Source organism: Janthinobacterium sp. 61 (genome assembly GCF_002846335.1).
Lineage (GTDB): Bacteria > Pseudomonadota > Gammaproteobacteria > Burkholderiales > Burkholderiaceae_D > Janthinobacterium.
On sequence record NZ_PJMQ01000001.1, the window covers coordinates 2,416,978 to 2,436,445 of the forward strand.

Below are 19,468 nucleotides of genomic sequence, written 5' to 3' on the forward strand. Positions count from 1 at the left end.
GGCTTACCTTCCCAGATAGACTTCGATCACGCGCTCGTCGGCTTGCACCTCATCCATGCGCCCCTGCGCCAGCACAGAGCCTTCGTGCAACACGGTGACGATGCCTTGCTGGGCAATGTCCGTGACGAAACCCATGTCGTGCTCGACCACCATGATGGAATGCTTGCCGCGCAATTCATTGAGCAACTCCGCCGTGCGCGCCGTTTCCGCGTCCGACATGCCGGCCACCGGTTCATCGAGCAATATCAGCTGCGGCTCCTGCATCAGCAGCATGCCGATTTCCAGCCACTGCTTTTGCCCGTGCGACAGCAAGCCGGCCGGCCGCGCCTCCTGGCCATTCAAGCGTATCAGGCGCAATATGGCCTCGATCCGGCCCGCCTGCTCGGACGTGAGCCGCGCAAACAGGGTCGGCGCCACGCGCTTGTCCATCTTCATGGCAAGTTCCAGGTTGTCAAACACCGTGTGCTGCTCGAACACGGTGGGGCGCTGGAACTTGCGGCCTATGCCCGCGTGGGCAATTTGCGCTTCCGTCATGGTGGCCAAATTCATGGTCTGGCCGAACCAGGCTGTGCCGGATGTGGGCCGCGTCTTGCCGGTGATCACATCCATCATCGTCGTCTTGCCTGCGCCATTCGGGCCTATGATGCAACGCAATTCACCCACGGAAATATCCAGGCTCAGCTTGTTAATAGCCTTGAAGCCGTCGAACGACACGCTGATGTCTTCCAGATACAGAATGGCGCCATGCGTCGTGTCGACGCCCTCGCCTTTCACGCGCGAATACGTGGGGCCAGCTTCGGCGCTGGCCATGCCTGGCAGCATGCGGATGCTCATGCGTTCTCCTCTGCCACGATGGGCTTGCGTTTGAGCTTGCTTAACACGCCCAGCATGCCTTGCTGCATGAACAGGGTGACGACGATGAACAGCAAGCCCAGCGCGAACAGCCACAGCTCCGGCAAGGCGGCCGTGAACCAGCTTTTCAAGCCATTGACGGTAAAGGCGCCCAGGATGGGACCGAGCAAGGTGCCGCGTCCGCCCACGGCCACCCACACGACCATCTCGATGGAGTTCGCCGGCGACATTTCGGACGGGTTGATGATGCCCACCTGCGGCACGTACAGGGCGCCGGCGATGCCGCACAGCACGGCCGACAAGGTCCACACAAACAGCTTGAACCACAGTGGGTTGTAGCCGAGAAACATCAGCCGCGCCTCGCTGTCGCGCACGCCCTGCAGCACCCTGCCCAGCTTGGAGCGGACGATGGCGCGCGCGCCCACCAGCGCGGCCAGCAGGAAGGCCAGGGTCAGCAGGAACAGCACGGCGCGGGTGGCGGGTGCCGTCACACTATGGCCCAATATCGTCTTGAAATCCGTGAAACCGTTGTTGCCGCCAAAGCCGGTGTCATTGCGGAAGAACAAGAGCATGAAGGCATACGTCATCGCTTGCGTGATGATGGAAAAATACACGCCCTTGATGCGCGAGCGAAAGGCGAAATAACCAAACACGAAGGCCAGCACGCCCGGCACCAGCACGACGAGGGCCATGCAATACCAGAAATGTTCCGTGAAGGCCCAGTACCACGGATAAGTTTTCCAGTCGAGAAAGACCATGAAGTCGGGCAAGCTGCTGTGGTACTGGCCCTGGTCGCCGATGGCGCGCATCAGATACATGCCGTGCGCATACGCGCCCAGCGCAAAGAACACGCCGTGGCCCAGGGACAGGATGCCCGTGTAGCCCCAGACGAGGTCCAGCGCCAGCGCGGCCAGCGCATAGCACATGAACTTGCCCACCAGCGCCACCGTGTAGGCGGACACATGCAGCGCATGCCCTTCTGCAAACGCCAGGTTAAAAATCGGCAACAGCGCCGCCAGCACCGCGCATGCGGCAATCGCCAGCCAGACGGGCCGCGTAAACAGGCCTTGCTTGGATAGACAGGAGGTAGTCATTCGACGCTGCGTCCCTTCATGGCAAACAGGCCCTGCGGCCGGCGCTGGATAAAGATGATGATGAATACGAGAATGGCGATTTTCGCCAGCACGGCGCCCGCCACCGGTTCGAGGAATTTGTTCACTTCGCCCAGGCCCAGCGCGGCGATCACGGTGCCGGCCAGCTGGCCCACGCCACCGAGCACCACCACCATGAAGGAATCAACGATGTAGCTTTGGCCCAGGTCCGGCCCCACGTTGCCCAGCTGCGACAGGGCCACACCGCCCAGCCCCGCGATGCCGGAACCAAGGCCGAAGGTCAGCATGTCGACCTTGCCCGTGGCCACGCCCACGCAATCGGCCATGCGGCGGTTTTGCGTTACGGCCCGCACGAACAGCCCCAGGCGCGTCTTGTTCAGGATCAACCACACTGCCACCACCACGACGATGGCGAAGGCTATGATGGCCAGGCGGTTGTACGGCAGCACGAGGCCGCCCAGCACGGTCACGCCGCCCGACATCCAGGCCGGGTTGGCCACTTCCACGTTTTGCGCGCCAAAGATCGTGCGGACAAGCTGCATGAGGATCAGGCTGATGCCCCAGGTGGCCAGCAGGGTTTCCAGCGGCCGCCCGTACAGCCAGCGGATCACGGTGCGCTCGAGCACCATGCCCACCAGTCCGGCAACAAGAAAGGCGGCCGGCAGCGCGGCCAGCAGGTAGGCCTCCTGCATGCCGGGCAGGTAGGTGCGGAAAAACAGCTGGCACAGATACGTCGTGTAGGCGCCTATCATCAGCAATTCGCCGTGCGCCATGTTGATGATGCCCATCAAGCCGAACGTGATGGCCAGCCCCAGCGCGGCCAGCAACAGCACGCTGCCCAGTGAAATGCCATAGAACACATTGCCGGCGAATTCCATGCGCGCCACTCTAGCCTTGATCTGGCGCATGGTCTCGATGGCGGCCAGCTGCACGGCTTCGTCCGGCTCGCCATCCTTTTCCAGCATGGCTTGCAGCACGGGCAGCAAGCGCGCATCGCTGCTGCCGGACAGCGCCTGCACGGCGGCCTTGCGCGTGGCGGCGTCCGGCGCATGCAGGTTGGCGCTGGCGATCAGCACCTGCAATAGCTGTTTAATGTCAGCATCGTTTTCCCGCGCCAGCGCCTTGCGGATAAGGGGGATTTGCGCGGGGTCAACGGCCTTTTGCAAGGCTTGCGCGGCCGCCAGGCGGGCGCTGCGCTCCGGCGCCAGCAGCTGCAAGCCGGACAAGGCGCCCGCCACGGCCGCGCGCAAGCGGTTGTTAACCATCACGCCATCGAGGCCATCGGGCAGCGGAACGCTCTGGCCGATGGCCGGGTCATACGCCTGCTCGCCGTCGACGACATACACTTTGCCGTCCGGCCCGGCATACAGGCCGTCGTCCTGCAAGGCTTGGAGCACCTTGGCAGCCTCGGGCGTGGCCAGGGCGGCGATCTGGGCGACGGCAGCGACCCTGGCGTCAGAATCGTCGGCAGCCAGCGGTTTGAGCAGTTCAGGAGAGATGGCGGCCTGCGCCAGCGAGGACAATAACAGGCAGACGAGGACCAGCAATTTGGGGATAAGCTGCATATGCATAGATACCATGTAGTAAAGCCGATGTCTTGATAAGTATCCTTCCCCCATAGGCAAGGACAGGGGTCAGACCCGGCGGGTCTGACCCCAGCTCTTTGCCTGGGGTTGCGATGACCATTCGACGCGCAAGCGCCTACAGCTTTTGCTTGCCCTCATTGCCCTTGATAAAGGGGCTCCACGGCTGGGCGCGTATCGGCTCCTTGGTTTTCCACACAACATTGAATTGCCCATCAGCCTTGATTTCGCCGATCATCACGGGCTTGTGCAAGTGGTGGTTGGTCGGGTCCATGGTCAGGGTAAAGCCAGACGGCGCCTTGACGCTCTGGCCGGCCATGGCGGCGATCACCTTGTCCGTGTCCGTCGATTTGGCTTTTTCCACCGCTTGCGCCCACATGTGGATGCCCACATAGGTCGCTTCCATGGGGTCGTTCGTCACCACCGAACCCGCGTTCGGCAACTTTTGCGCCACTGCATACGCTTTCCACTGCTTGATGAAAGCCGTATTCACGGGGTTCTTGACGGATTCAAAATAATTCCAGGCCGCCAGGTGACCGAGCAAAGGCTTGGTATCGATGCCGCGCAGCTCTTCCTCACCCACGGAAAACGCAACGACGGGGACGTCCGTAGCTTTCAAGCCCGCATTGCCCAGTTCCTTGTAAAACGGCACGTTGGAATCGCCATTGATGGTGGAAATGACGGCCGTCTTGCCGCCCGTGGAAAATTTCTTGATGTTGGCGACGATGGTTTGATAGTCGGCGTGGCCGAACGGCGTGTAGACCTCGCTAATATCGCTATCCTTGACGCCTTTGCTCTTCAGGAAGGCGCGCAATATCTTGTTGGTGGTGCGCGGGTAAACGTAATCCGTGCCCAGCAGCACGAAGCGCCTGGCGCCGCCGCCATCCTTGCTCATCAGGTATTCCACGGCGGGAATCGCCTGCTGGTTCGGCGCGGCGCCCGTATAAAACACATTCTTTTCCAGCTCCTCGCCTTCGTATTGCACCGGATAAAACAGCAGGCTGTTGAGTTCCTTGAACACGGGCAAGACGGATTTACGGGACACGGACGTCCAGCAACCAAACACCACGGCCACTTTATCTTGCGCCACCAGCTGGCGCGCTTTTTCCGCAAACAAGGGCCAGTTCGACGCCGGATCGACCACGACGGCTTCCAGCTTCTTGCCCAGCACGCCGCCCTTGGCATTGATCTCGGCGATCGTCATCAAGGCCACGTCTTTCAGCGACGTTTCGGAAATGGCCATGGTGCCCGACAGGGAGTGCAAGATGCCCACCTTGATGGTGTCGGCGGCCAGGGCTGCCTGCATGGTGATGGACGTGGCCAGGGCCAGGGCGCCGGCGGCGGCCGCTTTCAGGATGATGCGTCGTGACATGGGGACTCCTGTGATGTATTCGTGGGGGACGGACTGGGCATACGATGTTGTTAAAGCAGAATGCATGCCAGCACCAGCAGGCGTCCGCCATGGTGCACGCGGCTCTCTCCGCACGAAAAAAAACCTGGCTGCACAAGGACTGTGCAGCCAGGTTTCAAATTGCCGTAAAACGGTGCGCCGGACGCATTAATCCTTGCGCTTCAATCCTTGCGCGGCACGCCCCGCAAGCGGCGCCAGCCCTTGCGGCCCAGCGGAAACAGCAGCACGAAAGCGATCAGCCATGGCAGGATATACGCCATGGCCGTGATGGCGTTGGCCACGCCTTCCGACAGGTTTTCCGTGAAATTGCCCAGTGCGCGCTTGACGGGGCGCCAGAACGACTGCTTGCCTTCGGCACTGATGGCCACGTTCAGCAAGTCCGTATCGATGCGCTGCATCAACAGCGCATTGGCCGCCGTCGCCTGCTCCAGTTCCACTTGCACGGTGGCCAGTTCCTTGGTCACCTTGATCAAGGCATCGACGTTCACGCCCGAGCGTTTTTCCAACTCCTGCAATTGCGCCTGGTATTGCTTGAGCATTTCCAGGCGTTTCTTGCTGTCGAGCACAGGACGGCCCAGATCTTCCACCTTGGTGCCCTGGCTGGTAACGTCGCCTCCGGCCGCAACCAGCGCCACGAGCTTCTTGATGCCGGCGGGCTTGGCGCGCATGCTGATGCGCGCATGCACGTGACGACCGCCGTCTATGCTCGAGTCGAGCAGCAGACAGCCATTGTCCGTATCGGCCTTGCAGGCGGCGACCACTTTTTCATACAGGGGCCGCACTTGCGCTTCATTCGTATCGACGCCGACATTGTGTTCATACGCAAGAAACTCGCTGCCTTTTTCCTTGCCGTCGAGACGCGCGGCACTGGACTGGCCCGCGCTCTCTCCCTTGCCGCCGCAACCGGCCAGCAGCAACAGGCTTATCAAACATAGGGATACTTTTTTCATGATTTCTTTCGTCGAGTTATTTGTGCCGCGGCAGCAATTGAATATCGGGCAAATGCGCGGCCACCTCCTGCACCGTGGCATAAACGGTCAAGGATGCCACCACCTGTGGCAGCGGTGCCGGCCAGATTTCAGGCAAATCGCACTCCTCGGGCGCCAGCACGGGAAAGGCCAGCTGCTCCTGCGGCGGGGTGAAGGCGGCGGCGACACCGGGCTTGTTGCCACGCGCATCGATGCGGTACCAGCCAAACTCTTGCAGGTACACGGCATTCAAGCCATGCAGGCAAAACGGCGGCCCCACCTCGCCCACGGCCAGGCGCTGATAGCACAGCCCGGCCGGAATGCCATTGGCGCGCAGCAGCGCGGCCAGCAGATGGCTTTTCGCATAACAATAGCCCGTGCCATGCTGCAACACGTCAGAAGCGCGGCAAGTGACGGGATTGCGCTGGTAGTCCCAGCTGTGGGCAATCTCATCGCGCACGAAGGCAAAGCAGCGGGCCGCGATGGCGGCATCGCCCGACGCGCCGGCGGCCAGCTCGGCCGCCCTGGCGCGCACGGCCGGATGGTCGCTGTCTATGTAAGTGCTGCTGGCTAGATATATGGAAAAGTCGGGGGAAAAGTCGGTAGACATGGCGTCAAGGTCTTGCATAAAGATAATGCGCGATTCTAGTCGAAGCAGACCGAAATCGAGCGTTTCCTTGCGCAGGAACAAAGAAAATCCACGTTTCAGGCTCGCTGGGCGGGGGCCGGCGACTTTGGCGACGGCCCGGTAGCTGGTATCATTCGGGCAAACGCCAGCCGGCCCCATTGGGCCGGCGCATGCAACACCTTGCGAAGCGGTTCCGCGCCGCCGACGCCTCCCCTACAGATCAGAGAAACGAGTTCCTATGAGCACACCATCGTCCCACCCATCGTTCTGGCGCCGCGTCCCGCTGGCTTTCGGCGCCTTCTTCAGCACCCTGTCGGACGCCGCCTATGCGGCCCGCGTCGAAAAACTGTCCTTGCCCGAGGCTGCGCCCGTCGCTCCCGTGGCTCCGGCACCCGCTCCCGTGCCGACGCCGGCCGCCGCCCCCGTCATATTGAAAGAAGCCACGCCGGACGCCGCCCTGCAGTTACTTGCTTTACTGCAACGCGAAGCGCGATTGATCGACTTCACCCAGGAAAACCTGGGCAGCCATGCCGACGCCGACATCGGCGCGGCCGCCCGTGTGGTGCATGAAGGCTGCGCCAAGGTCATGCGCGAATACTTCACCATCGAGGCCGTGCGCCAGGAAGCCGAAGGCAGCCGCATCGTCCTGCAGGAAGGTTTTAATTCCGCGCAAGTGCGCCTGACGGGCAACGTCGTCGGTTCCGCGCCGTACACGGGCACCCTCAGTCACCGCGGCTGGCGCGCCTCCAGCGTACGCCTGCCGAAACTGAGCGAGCAACACGACGCCGCCATCCTGGCCCCGGCCGAGGTGGAACTGTGAACGATACCGTCAACCCTACCCCGCGCTACGCCATCGGCATCGACCTGGGCACCACCCATAGCGCCCTCTCGTATGTGAACCTGGTCGAGAGCGACGGCGAAAAGTCCAGCCACGGCGTGCTGAAAGTGCCGCAGCTGTCGGCGCCCGGCACCGTCGAAGAACTGCCGCTGCTGCCATCGTTCGTCTACCTGCCGCACGCTGACGAAGTGGCGGCGGGCGACCTGGCCCTGCCCTGGGTGACCGAAGAAGCGGAGGCGCCGTTCGTCGTCGGCGAAATGGCCCGCAGCCGCGGCGCCACCACGCCCATCCGCCTGGTGTCGAGCGCGAAAAGCTGGCTGTGCCACCCGGGCGTAGACCGCCGCGCGGCGATCTTGCCGAACGACGCGCCGGCGGAAGTGGCGCGCATCTCGCCCATCACGGCGGCCACGCGCTATCTGACGCATTTGCGCCAGGCCTGGGACAACGCCCACCCGCAAGCGCCGTTTGCGCAGCAGGAAATCACGGTGACGATTCCTGCGTCCTTCGACCCGGCCGCGCGCGAGCTGACGATGGAAGCGGCGCAGGCAGCCGGCTACACTTCATTGACCTTGCTGGAAGAGCCGCAGGCGGCCCTGTACAGCTGGATCCAGACCAGCGAGGGACGCTGGCGCAAGGAAGTCAAGCCGGGCGACATCATCCTCGTCGTCGACGTGGGAGGCGGCACCAGCGACTTTTCGCTGATCGCCGTTCTGGAACGCGACGGCGTGCTGGAACCGCACCGCGTCGCCGTCGGTGAACACATCCTGCTGGGCGGCGACAATATGGACCTGGCGCTGGCCCACCTGGTGGCCCGCAAGCTGGCCGCCAACGGCACCCAGCTCGACGCCTGGCAAATGCGCGCGCTCACTTATGGCTGCCGCAGCGCCAAGGAAAGCCTGCTGGCTGACAGCGGCCTCGATGTGACACCGATCGTCGTGCCGAGCCGCGGTTCGAAACTGATCGGAGGCTCCATCCGCACGGAACTGACGCGCGCGGAAGTGTCCACCTTTATCCTCGACGGCTTCTTCCCGCAAGTGGAAGCATCGAGCCGCCCTGCCGTGCGCACGCGCGCCGGCCTGACGCAACTGGGCTTGCCGTATGCGCAGGACGCGGCCATCACGCGCCACCTGGCCGCGTTCCTGGGCCGCCAGGTGGCGGCGACCAGCGAACTGGATGGTTTTGCGGGCCGCCAGGCGGACGGCGCCAGCTTTTTGCACCCGACGGCCGTGCTGTTCAACGGCGGCGTCTTCAAGTCGGACTTGCTGGTACAGCGCATCATGGCCACCGTCAACGACTGGCTGTACATGGAAGGCGCGGAACCAGCGCGCATGCTGGCCGGGGCCGACCTGGACCTGGCCGTGGCCCGTGGCGCCGCCTACTACAGCTACGTGCGGCGCGGCCATGGCGTGCGTATCCGCGGCGGCACGGCCAGCGCCTTCTACGTGGCCATCGAATCGGCCATGCCGGCCATCCCCGGCATGGAACCGCCGATCCAGGCCCTGTGCGTGGCGCCGTTCGGCATGGAAGAAGGCAGCGAACTGGAATTGCCAGGCCAGCAATTCGGCCTGGTGGTGGGCGAACCCGTGCACTTCCGCTTCTTCGCCTCGTCCACGCGCCGCAACGACCAGATCGGCGACCTGCTCGATTTCTGGGGCCCCGATGAATTGCAGGAACTGAGCGAAATCCACGCGACGCTGTCTGCCGAAGGCCGCCAGGCTGGCGACGTGGTGCAAGTCAAGCTGCACGCCAGAGTCACGGAAGCGGGCACCCTGGAGCTGCTGGCCGTCTCCCCTGATGGCGCCGAGCGCTGGAAAGTGGAATTCGACGTGCGCGGCACGCCGCAGCAATAAGCATGCGCGGCGCGAAGGTGCAGCCGGCCTGGCTGGTCGGCATCGACCTGGGCACCACCAACACGGTGGTGGCCTATGCCAATGCGGCCGATGCCCAGGCGGGCATACAGCTGTTCGCCATTGAGCAGCTGCTCGCTCCCGGCGAAGTGGGCGCACGCCCCCTGCTGCCATCGCTGCGCTACCACCCTGCCCCTGGCGAGCTGGCGGCCGGCGATTTGCAGCTGCCGTGGCCACAGGACGATGTCACCAGGGCGGAACATCCGGTACTGGGCGCCCTGGCGCGACAGCTCGGCGCGCAAGTACCGGGCCGGCTCGTTTCCAGCGCGAAGAGCTGGCTGTCACATGCGAACGTGGACCGCCAGGCGCCCATCCTGCCGTGGGGCGCCGATGCCGACGTGGCCAAGGTATCCCCCGTGGCGGCCAGCGCCAGCTACCTCGCGTATGTGCGCGCCGCGTGGAATCACCGCTTTCCGGATTCTCCCCTTGAAAACCAGGAACTGGTGCTGACCATCCCCGCTTCCTTCGACGAGGGTGCGCGCGCACTCACGCTGGAAGCTGCCCGCCTGGCGGGCTTGCCCACGCTACGACTGGTGGAAGAACCGCAGGCCGCCTTTTATGACTACCTGCACCGTCGGCGCGACACGCTGCACCTTGACCTGGCGCAAACGCGGCGTATCCTGGTCTGCGACGTGGGCGGTGGCACAACCGATTTCAGCCTGATCGACGTCGCCTTCGATGAGGATGGCGAACCGCAGCTCACGCGCAGCAGTGTGGGCAATCATTTGATACTCGGCGGCGACAATATGGACCTGGCGCTGGCCCACCTGATGGAAACGCGCATGGCGGCAAGCGTCGAAGGCGGCATGAAGCTCTCCGCCGCACGCCTGTCGCAGCTGATGGAACGCTGCCGCGCCGCCAAGGAACTGCTGCTATCGAGCGACGCACCGGACAAGGCCACCGTCACCCTGCTGGGCGCCGGCTCTCGCCTGATCGGTGGCAGCCGTTCCGCCGATATCACGCGCGAAGAAGTGGCGGCCCTGGTGGTCGACGGCTTCTTCCCAAAGGTGGAACTGAGCGAGACGGCGAAAAAAGGCCGCGCCGGCATCGTCGAATTCGGCCTGCCCTACGCGCAGGACGCGGCCATCACGCGCCATCTGGCCAGTTTCCTGCAGCAGCATCAAGGCGAACTTCCCGACACCTTGCTGCTGAACGGCGGCGTGTTCCGCGCCGACGCGCTGGCGCGCCGCCTGGCCGAGACGCTCGCGCACTGGCGCGGCGCGGCCCTGCCCCTGACTATCCTGCACAACGACAATCCCGACGTGGCCGTGGCGCGCGGCGCCGTCGCCTACGCGCTGGCGCGCCGGGGACAGGCCCCGCGCATCGGCGGCGGCTCCCCGCGCAGCTATTTCCTCGTGCTGGGCGAGGCGGGCAAGGACAACCGCGCCGTCTGCATCCTGCCCCGTGGCAGCGCCAGCGGCGAGGAAATCGGCCTGACGGAGCGCCTGTTCGCCCTGCGCCTGGGCCGCCCCGTGCGCTTCCACCTGGCATCCTCGATTGCGGAAACGGGCACGCCGCCGCAACTGGGCGACATCGTCGACCTGGACGCCGGCGAGTATCTGCGCCTGCCGCCGCTGGCCAGCGTGCTGCACGATAAAGAGGATGCCAGTGACAAGCGCGAAATCACCGTGCAGCTGGTCACCGTCATGACAGAAGTGGGCACCCTGGAAGTGCATTGCGTGGCCGAAGCCGATGCCGGCCAGCGCTGGCTGCTGGAATTCCAGTTGCGCGCTGGTGAGGAAGAGCAAGGCGATAGCGAGCCTCAAGCCGTCTCGCCGCGCATCAAGGAAGCCATCGAGAAGATCGAGCGCATCTTCGGCGGCAAGGCGCAAAAGGTCGAGACCAAGGAAGTGCGCCAGTTGCGCCAGCACCTGGAACGTGGGCTAGGCGGGCGCGAGAGCTGGGATACGCCGCTGCTGCGCCAGCTGTTCGACGCCCTCATGCTGCGCACCCGTGGCCGGCGCCGCTCCGCCGAACATGAAAAAGTCTGGCTGAACCTGGCCGGCTACTGTTTGCGCCCCGGCTATGGCGACGCGCTCGACCCATGGCGCATCGAGCAGCTGTGGGCCCTGTTCGACACGGGCATCCAGCATCACAAGGATAACCAGGTGTGCGCCGAATGGTGGACCCTGTGGCGCCGTGTGGCTGGCGGCTTGAGCACGCAGCAGCAATTGCGCCTGCTCGACGACTTCGCCTTCAACCTGCAAGCCGATGCGGCCCAGCGCGGCAGCCGCCCCCTTACCCTGGTCAACGGCAGCGATGACGACATGCTGCGCCTGGGCGCTTCGCTGGAGCGCATCCCCGGCGCCTACAAGGCGGAAGTGGGCGCCTGGCTGATCAAGCGGCTGGAGAAAGCCAGCAAGAAGGGAGAAGCGGCCGATACGAATACCCTGTGGGCGCTGGCCAGGGTCGGCGCGCGCCAACCCTTCCACGGCAGCGCGCACGAAGTGGTCGACAGCGCCACCGTGGCCGGGTGGTTGCAGGTGCTGCTGGCGCTGGACTGGAAAAAAGTTGAACCGGCTGCCTTCGCCGCAGCCCACCTGGCGCGGATGACGGGCGACCGCTCGCGCGACATCGGCGACGAGCTACGGGCGACCATCCTGACCCGCCTGAAAGCCGTGGGCGCCCCGCCCCTGTGGCAAGCCATGGTCAGCGAAGTGACACAGCTGGACGAAACAGCTACCCGGCGCATGCTGGGCGAGGCACTGCCACCGGGGTTGAAGCTGATCGGCTGATCGGATTCCTGTGCAGCCTGTCCTCCAGCCCTACGCCAGCGCCACCACCAACAGCACTACCGCCAGCGGCGCCTGCACCAGCACGATGCCTGGATGCGTGCGGCGCAGCTGGGCCCACACGGACAGGCCCGGCACTTCTTCGTGCGGATGGTGGGCTTCATCGCGCAGCGACATCGCATGCAGGAACATGCCGGCGATCAGGGGGCCTGGATTGACCCACCAGCCCTGCTCGAGCAAGCCGCGCGACAGGTAGATGGCCAGCGCGCCAATGGCAAACGGCGAAGCCCACACCAGCACCAGCATCAAGCGGATGCCATAGAATTCCGCCAGGGTACCCATGCGGTGCAGGCGGCTGAAATCGTGGTCTTCCATGCGCTTGTCGATGGCCAGCTCGGCCCGGCCGTACAGGGTCCACAAGCCGCCGAACAGGCAGCCCAGCAGCACCCCGATGACGATATCAGCCGCGAACACAGCATATTTGTTGACGTCGGCCGTGCCGATGCCGAGCGAGGTGTGGGCGGCCGCATGCAGGTGCAGGCTGGCCTGCTCGCCTTCTGCCGTCGTATAGCGGTCGCGTACGTCATACGTGCTGCCGATATACACGACGTTCTTGCGCAGTGCCCCGGCATCCACGCCAGCCTGGCCCTCGATCAGTTTGACGCGCGCGCGCGTGGGGTTCAGGAATGCCGGCGCCACGGCGGCCGGGTGAAACGGCGCGGTGACGGCATTCTGTTCGGCCGCCGCCTTGGCGTCGCCGCGGATGACGGGTTCGAACGCCCAGCGCGCCAATTCCTTTTCACTGCCCGTGCGCCGGGCCAGCTGGCACACGCGGCAGGCCAGCGCCACCACTTCCTTTTGCTCGGACAAGACGGCCGGCATGGGCTGCTTCTGCTCCTGCTCGTCGGCCCCATGCGCCAGCTCGAAGGCCACGGCCGCCAGCACGGGACTTTTCAGCTCGATGCGCGTGACGGCGCCCATGCGTTCGCGGATTTGCGGGCTGGCGAAATGGATGCCGGCCGCGCAGCGCGCGCGTATCCACGGCAGGTTCGCGTTCCGGTCCGATTGCTCGGGCAGGATCAGCACCACTTGCCGGCCATCGGCGGCCAGCTGGTCGAGCAGGCGGTCCAGAGGGCGCTCGCCCGCCTTGTGCTGCTCATACACGGCCGGCGCCAGGTCCAGGTCGATGGCCAGCACCTTGCTGCCGCGCGCGGCGGCGCTGGCGATCACTTGCTCCAGGCGCGTGCGTTCCAGAGGTTCGCGCTCGTCGAAGACTTGTTCGAACGCAGGCTGGTCGATTTCGATGATGCCGGGCCGATAAGCTGCGCCCGGATCCTTGCCCCGGTTCAACAGCTGGCCCTGTGCCGCACTGGCGCGCAGCATGGCGGCATCGAGCCATTCGAGCACGTGAAAACCTTCCAGCGCCAGCATCAGCGCGGCGATCAGGCTGGCGCCGATTACGTGGTGCAGCAGGTGCGTGCCCGTCAGTTTAAAGGCCGAGCCCAGTTGGGCAACCGGCCACAGCAGGCGCCGCCAGAGCGGCGGGCGTGGTTGGTCTGGCTGGCTGGTTTCCACAGTGCGTTCCCCTTGCGTGCGGCGCTTGAGTTAACACTCAAGCAATATTCAATGACAAAGGGATAGTGTATTGCAGTTATGCCCCATCCGCAGCACGTCTGGCGTGGCCCCGACTGGCTGCCTACTTCGGCTTGGCCAGCAGCAGCTTGCCCAGCGCTTCGAAGGCCGGCGTGGTGGTCGGATCGTTGGCCGCATTGGCCGCCGTCGGCGTGGAGGCGAAGCGCACGATCACCATTTCCGCCTTCGGATCGACATAGATGCGCTGACCGTACACGCCGCGCGCCATATAGGCGCCATGGTCGTTATGCGTGACCCACCACATGTCGCGGTAACTCCAGCCCTTGAGCAAATCGTAGCCGCCCTTGGCGAACAGCTGCTTGTCGCCGCCGCGGCGGATATCGTCGACAGCCGCCTTCGGCAATATCTGCTGGCCGTTGTAGCGGCCATCGTTGCGCAGCATCTCACCGAAGCGGGCCAGGTCGCGCAAGCCCGCATTCAGGCCGCCGCCGGCAAACGGCGTGCCGGTCGAATCAACCGTCATGTAGGCATCCTGCTCGGCGCCCAGCTTTTGCCAGATATGCTCGGACAGATACTCGTTGACGTTCTGCCCCGTGACCCTGGCGACGATCCAACCCAGCACGTCGGAGTTGACCGTGCGGTAGCCGAACGCCTCGCCATGCCGGCCCTCGTGCTGCACCGTTTGCAGATATTCGAAATAGCTGCGCGGCCCAGTGTAATCCTTGGGCTTGGGCAGCGGGCTGCCGGCTGCCGCGTGCTGCCACACTTCCGCTTTCGGGTCGGCGTAATCTTCGCTGAATTTCAGGCCCGTGGTCATGTCGAGCACCTGGCGCACGGTGGCGTCGCCGAATGCAGATTTGGCCAGTTCCGGCACATACTCGGCCACTTTCCTGTCAGGATCGAGCTTGCCTTCGGCCACCAGCGCCGCGCCGATGGTGCCCATGACGGACTTCGTTACCGACATGGCGCCATGCTGGCCACTTTCCTTCAGCACGCCAAGGTAACGCTCATACACGATGCGGCCCCGGTGCAGCACCACGATGCCGTCCGTGTAGTTGGCGCCCAGCGACTGCTCCCAGGTCATGGTTTCCTTCGCGCCCAGGGGCGTGAAGCGCAGGCTGTCGATATCGCTGCGCAGCGCGCGCGGCAAAGGCACGGGCGCTTTCAGGCCGCGCGCAACTTCCACCGTCGGCATCAACTGGCGGAAGTGCGACACGCTCCAGCGCAGCTGCGGGAAACTGAAGTAGCTGCCATCGTCGAAGCGGATGATTTTATCGGCCGGTGGCGGCGCGCCTACCATCCATTTCAATGCAGCCGGATCGCTGGCGGCGGCCGACATCGGCGTCCCCGCCACCTTGGCCGTCTCGGCCGCATGGGCACCGGCAGCCAGCGCGAGGCAGGCGGCCAAGGCCAGGCATGTCATCTTGGGCAGTACGTTCATGCGATGTTCTCCTTGATAGTCAGGCAGATATTCAGGTTCACCACGCGCACCTTCTTGACGAAGATAGGGTTCGCCAGCAGCGGGCGCAGCACGCCAGCGATCACCACGGGCGCGCCAGCAGGGCCAGGACGAGTGAACGGCGCACCGGGAACATCGCTTGCATTGCCATAGATATGCCTTGCGCCAGATGACTGTCCATTTGACCGAATGTTATCAGAGATGCTCTTTTTTATTGTTGAGAAGCATCCTATTGTGCGGACCACGCGCTGAGACTAAGGTCTCAGGTGCGCGCCATGCTGCAGCGCAGGATGCGCCGCCCGGCGCTTCGTGCTAAAAACGGAGGCGACAAGCGAAATACCATAAAAACACCAGATACCGAGACACTGGAGAGCTCCATGCCCTACGTCCGCCAGACCAGCCATATCGACCGCGTGCGCGACCTGATCGCCGGCAGGATCGTCAATCCGGGGGCCGATACGGCCAGGCTGGCCTCGTCCTACCGGCGCTCGCTGGACGACTACCGGCTCGATCCCGCCTCCACTACCGGGCCGCGCATTCTGACAGGCGCCGAACTGCGCACCATCCAGCAATCCGAGGAAGGCTTCTTGCGCTCCACGGGCCAGTGCCTGCCGCGCCTGCACGCCATGGTGCGCGAAGCGGGCTACTGCGTCATCCTCGCCAATGCGCACGGCGTGACCATCGATTACGTGGTCGACACGGCCCAGCGCAAGGATTTCAAGAAGGCGGGCCTGTACCCGGGTTCGTGCTGGTCGGAAGAAGAGGAAGGCACCTGTGGCATCGCCTCCGTGCTGCTCGACCACGAAGCCATCACCGTCCACAAGACCGACCATTTCCGCGCCGCGTTCACGGGCCTCACGTGCAGCGCCGCACCCATTTTTTCGCCGCACGGCGACCTGATCGGCGTGCTCGATGCCTCGGCACTGAACTCGCCCGACGCGCGCGACAGCCAGCGCCTGGTCAAACAGCTGGTGCGCCAGGGCGCGACCTTGATCGAGGACGGCTTTTTTCTCAAGTCCTACAGCCATTGCTGCATCCTGCTGGCGCACCGCAACCGCCACTTCGTGGAAGTGCAGCCGGAAATGCTGCTCGCCATCGACGAACATGGCAACGTCATCGCCGCCAACCGCTGCGCGCGCGACGTCATCGCAGGCCTCGATAGCCTGCCGCGGCCCGTCGCCGAGGTGCTGGAAGTACGCGCCGAACGGCTGTTCGATGCGCGCGCGGGGCACAATCTGCTGTCCCTGCGCCTGGCGGGCGGCAGCACCTGGCTGCACGCCCGCGTGCGCGCGCCGCTGCGCCAGGCCAGCGCGCGCCCGCGCGCCGCACGCGAGCTGCCTGTCGCGGACGGCGTGCCGGAATACACGCCGCCGGAGCTGGCCGAGCGCACGCGCATCGTCAACGCCATGAACGCCGCCAAATGGCGCCCGCTGCAGGCGGCGGCCATGCTGGGCGTCTCGCGCGCCACCCTGTACCGGCGCCTCAAGCAGCTGCACATCGTGCCGCCGCACCGGCAATGAAGCGCAATGAAGCGATCAACGCACTGAGACTTCCGTCTCAGTAGCCGCCATGCTGCAATGCGAGATGCGGCGCCAGAACGCCAGTGTTACAACATCGTCAGCGGCAACACAGCCGCATCCCATCATAAAGTCAGCAGACTTGGAGGAGACACGATGCAAACCGAAAACACCCCGCTTGACCTGGCCGTGGCAGGCATCCTGGAGCAGCTAGAGGGCTTACTTCGCGCCAGCGACAGCACGGGCGCTGCGCAGCTGTTCGAACAAGACGGCTACTGGCGCGACCTGGTGCTGTTTACCTGGAACCTGAAAACCATGGAAGGCCGCGAACAGATCGCCGCCATGCTGGCCGCCCAATTGGGCACCGTGCAGCCGGTCTCCATCCGCATCGCCGACGGCGAGCACGCCAGCGAGGCCGGTGGCGTGCTGCAAAGCTGGATCACGGTGGAAACGAAGGTGGCGCGCGGTGTAGGCTTTATCCGCATCCGCGACGGCAAGATCTGGACCCTGCTCACCACCATGAGTGAATTGAAGGGCTTTGAAGAAGCCAAGGGCGGCCGCCGTCCGATGGGCGCCGAGCATGGCGCGCGCACGGACCGCAGCAGCTGGCTGGAACAGCGCGAACAGGAAGCGGCAGAACTGGGCTACGCGCGCCAGCCCTATTGCGTCATCATCGGCGGCGGCCAGGGCGGCATCGCGCTGGGTGCGCGCTTGCGCCAGCTCAATGTCCCCACCATCATCATCGAGAAAAACGCCCGTCCCGGCGACAGCTGGCGCAAGCGCTATAAATCGCTGTGCCTGCACGACCCCGTCTGGTACGACCACATGCCGTACATCCCCTTCCCGGACAACTGGCCCGTCTTCACGCCCAAGGACAAGGTGGGCGACTGGCTGGAAATGTACACCAAGGTGATGGAGCTGAACTACTGGGGGTCGACCAGCTGCGAATCGGCCAGCTTCGACGAAGCCACCGGCGAGTGGACGGTGCAGGTGCTGCGCGATGGCCAGGCCATCACCCTGAAACCGAAGCAGCTGGTGCTGGCCACGGGTATGTCGGGCAAGGCAAACATGCCGAAGTTCAAGGGCATGGACGTGTTCCAGGGCGAGCAGCAGCACTCGTCGCAGCATCCGGGACCGGACGCCTATGTCGGCAAGAAGGTTGTGGTGGTCGGCGCGAACAATTCCGCGCACGATATCTGCGCCGCCCTGTGGGAAGCGGGCGTGGACGTGACCATGGTGCAGCGCTCGTCGACGCACATCGTCAAGTCGGACTCGCTAATGGACCTGGCGCTGGGCGACCTGTACTCGGAACGGGCGCTGGCGGCCGGCATGACAACGGCCAAGGCCGACCTGACATTCGCCTCTATCCCGTACAAGATTCTGGCCGACTTCCAGAAACCCGTCTTCAAGGCCATCCGCGAGCGCGACGCGGACTTTTATGCGCGCCTGGAAGAACGGGGCTTCATGCTCGATTTCGGCGACGACGATTCCGGCCTGTTCATGAAATACCTGCGCCGCGGCTCCGGCTACTACATCGATGTGGGCGCCTCGGAGCTGGTCGCCGAGGGCAAGATCAAGCTGAAAAGCGGCGTCGGCGTGCAGGAGCTGAAAAGCCGTTCCATCGTGCTGTCCGACAGCACGGAGCTGCCCGCCGACCTGGTGGTGTACGCTACCGGCTACGGCTCCATGAATGGCTGGGCGGCCGACCTGATCTCTCCCGAGGTGGCCAACAAGGTGGGCAAGGTGTGGGGCCTCGGTTCCGCCACGACGAAAGACCCTGGTCCGTGGGAGGGCGAACAGCGCAATATGTGGAAGCCCACGCAGCAGCAAGCCCTGTGGTTCCACGGCGGTAACCTGCACCAGTCACGCCACTATTCCCAGTATCTGTCGCTGCAGCTGAAAGCGCGCATGGAAGGCTTGACTACCCCCGTGTATGGGCAGCAGGAGGTGCATCACTTGTCGTGATGGCAGGGACAAGCAGATAAAAAAATGGCGGCGGACCGAAGTCCGCCGCCATTTTTACGGTGCAGCGAAAATGTGGGGTCAGACCCGCCGGGTCTGACCCCAGCAGTTTATTGCTTGATCGCTTCGATCGCGAAAGTCAGGGTGACATCATCGCTGACGGCTGGCGCATATTTGCCGGCGTTGAATTCCGAACGCTTGATCTTGGCCGTGGCGTTGGCGCCGCAAGCGTCTTTTTTCAGCATCGGGTGCGGTGCGCAGGCAAACGAGGTGACGGTCAGGGTGACTGGCTTGGTCACGCCTTTCAGGGTCAGGTTGCCGTCGACGGAGGCCAGCTTGTCGCCGTCGAAATTGAACTTGGTCGATTTGTAGGTGGCGACCGGGAACTTGTCGGTTTCAAGGAAACCATCGCCCTGGATGTGCGTATTGAACAGGGTCGAACCCGTGTCAACGGACTTGGTGTCGATCAGCACTTCGACGGAGCCCGTCTTGGCGGCGCGGTCCAGGGTGACCTTGCCGGTGGTGTTATTGAAACGGCTCTGCTGCGTCGAGAAGCCCATGTGGGTGTACTCGAAACGGGGGAAAGTGTGGCTGCCATCGATGACATAGACTTCAGGAGCGGCAACGGCGGACAGCGAGAAGCCGGCAGCGGCGATAAAAGCGAGCAGTTTTTTCATTGTAAATTCCTGATTGGGCGTGGTGGATGTCAAAACCGCAATCGGCTGCAGGCGTAAAGCGTATGCGGCTGATTGTCTGGCTTCAGTTGCAACAGATTATGCATGGCATGCAGATCGATGTAAAACGGAAAATATACCTAGTTAGCATCGATAAAATCGATAATACAGACATCAAGGTGTGCGACAGCGCGTTCTGCTGCCGATTATTGTCTGCATTGCCAAAAATATC

At 64.0% G+C, this 19,468-nt stretch carries 14 protein-coding genes; 5 read left to right on the forward strand and 9 right to left on the reverse strand.

The features are described 5' to 3' along the window. Positions 1-3 precede the first annotated feature (3 nt). The 6 genes from urtD to CLU92_RS11050 all read right to left on the reverse strand — a co-directional run bounded on the left by urtD (position 4) and on the right by CLU92_RS11050 (position 6,554). The gene (gene urtD, locus CLU92_RS11025) at positions 4-834 is read right to left on the reverse strand and encodes an urea ABC transporter ATP-binding protein UrtD (RefSeq protein ID WP_101481925.1); all 831 of its coding nucleotides are present in this window, start codon (positions 832-834) and stop codon (positions 4-6) included. After that, a complete protein-coding gene (urtC, locus tag CLU92_RS11030) occupies positions 831-1,946 on the reverse strand; it encodes an urea ABC transporter permease subunit UrtC (RefSeq protein ID WP_101481926.1) in 1,116 nt (371 codons plus the stop codon). The genes urtD and urtC overlap by 4 nt, the downstream gene beginning before the upstream one ends. Next, entirely contained in the window at positions 1,943-3,529 is a 1,587-nt protein-coding gene (gene urtB, locus CLU92_RS11035; RefSeq protein ID WP_101484626.1) for an urea ABC transporter permease subunit UrtB, read from the reverse strand. Before urtB ends, urtC begins: the two co-directional genes overlap by 4 nt. Positions 3,530-3,665: 136 nt before the next feature. Further along, a complete protein-coding gene (gene urtA, locus CLU92_RS11040) occupies positions 3,666-4,919 on the reverse strand; it encodes an urea ABC transporter substrate-binding protein (RefSeq protein WP_101481927.1) in 1,254 nt (417 codons plus the stop codon). A 200-nt stretch (positions 4,920-5,119) separates the two neighbouring features. Next, the gene (locus CLU92_RS11045) at positions 5,120-5,908 is read right to left on the reverse strand and encodes a DUF4349 domain-containing protein (protein WP_101481928.1); all 789 of its coding nucleotides are present in this window, start codon (positions 5,906-5,908) and stop codon (positions 5,120-5,122) included. Between the two features lie 16 nt (positions 5,909-5,924). Next, positions 5,925-6,554, reverse strand: a complete 630-nt coding sequence (locus tag CLU92_RS11050; RefSeq protein WP_208327698.1) for a transglutaminase family protein — start codon at positions 6,552-6,554, stop codon at positions 5,925-5,927. Positions 6,555-6,792: 238 nt separating this feature from the next. Between CLU92_RS11050 and CLU92_RS11055 the strand changes: the two genes are divergently transcribed. From CLU92_RS11055 to CLU92_RS11065, 3 genes are read left to right on the forward strand one after another with little or no spacing between them, the layout of a single operon-like run. Then, entirely contained in the window at positions 6,793-7,374 is a 582-nt protein-coding gene (locus CLU92_RS11055) for a DUF2760 domain-containing protein (RefSeq protein WP_101481929.1), read from the forward strand. After that, the gene (locus CLU92_RS11060) at positions 7,371-9,242 is read left to right on the forward strand and encodes an Hsp70 family protein (protein WP_101481930.1); all 1,872 of its coding nucleotides are present in this window, start codon (positions 7,371-7,373) and stop codon (positions 9,240-9,242) included. The genes CLU92_RS11055 and CLU92_RS11060 overlap by 4 nt, the downstream gene beginning before the upstream one ends. A gap of 2 nt (positions 9,243-9,244) precedes the next feature. Beyond that, positions 9,245-12,034, forward strand: coding sequence for an Hsp70 family protein (locus CLU92_RS11065; protein ID WP_101481931.1), 2,790 nt, complete (start codon positions 9,245-9,247; stop codon positions 12,032-12,034). A gap of 30 nt (positions 12,035-12,064) precedes the next feature. Here CLU92_RS11065 and CLU92_RS11070 read toward each other — a convergent pair whose 3' ends face one another. Both CLU92_RS11070 and CLU92_RS11075 read right to left on the reverse strand, forming a co-directional pair. Then, complete coding sequence (locus tag CLU92_RS11070; RefSeq protein WP_101481932.1) at positions 12,065-13,606, reverse strand: CHASE2 domain-containing protein; 1,542 nt, start codon at positions 13,604-13,606, stop codon at positions 12,065-12,067. A gap of 121 nt (positions 13,607-13,727) precedes the next feature. Beyond that, on the reverse strand, positions 13,728-15,065 hold the full coding sequence (locus tag CLU92_RS11075) for a serine hydrolase domain-containing protein (RefSeq protein ID WP_373917829.1): 1,338 nt from the start codon (positions 15,063-15,065) through the stop codon (positions 13,728-13,730). Between the two features lie 395 nt (positions 15,066-15,460). Between CLU92_RS11075 and CLU92_RS11080 the strand changes: the two genes are divergently transcribed. Continuing rightward, positions 15,461-16,603 carry a sigma-54-dependent Fis family transcriptional regulator gene (locus CLU92_RS11080; protein WP_101481933.1) on the forward strand — a complete coding sequence of 381 codons (1,143 nt, stop codon included), beginning with the start codon at positions 15,461-15,463 and terminating at the stop codon, positions 16,601-16,603. A 153-nt stretch (positions 16,604-16,756) separates the two neighbouring features. Further along, positions 16,757-18,565, forward strand: coding sequence for an NAD(P)/FAD-dependent oxidoreductase (locus CLU92_RS11085; protein WP_101481934.1), 1,809 nt, complete (start codon positions 16,757-16,759; stop codon positions 18,563-18,565). A 107-nt stretch (positions 18,566-18,672) separates the two neighbouring features. Here CLU92_RS11085 and CLU92_RS11090 read toward each other — a convergent pair whose 3' ends face one another. Continuing rightward, entirely contained in the window at positions 18,673-19,239 is a 567-nt protein-coding gene (locus CLU92_RS11090) for a YceI family protein (RefSeq protein WP_101481935.1), read from the reverse strand. Positions 19,240-19,468 lie beyond the last annotated feature (229 nt).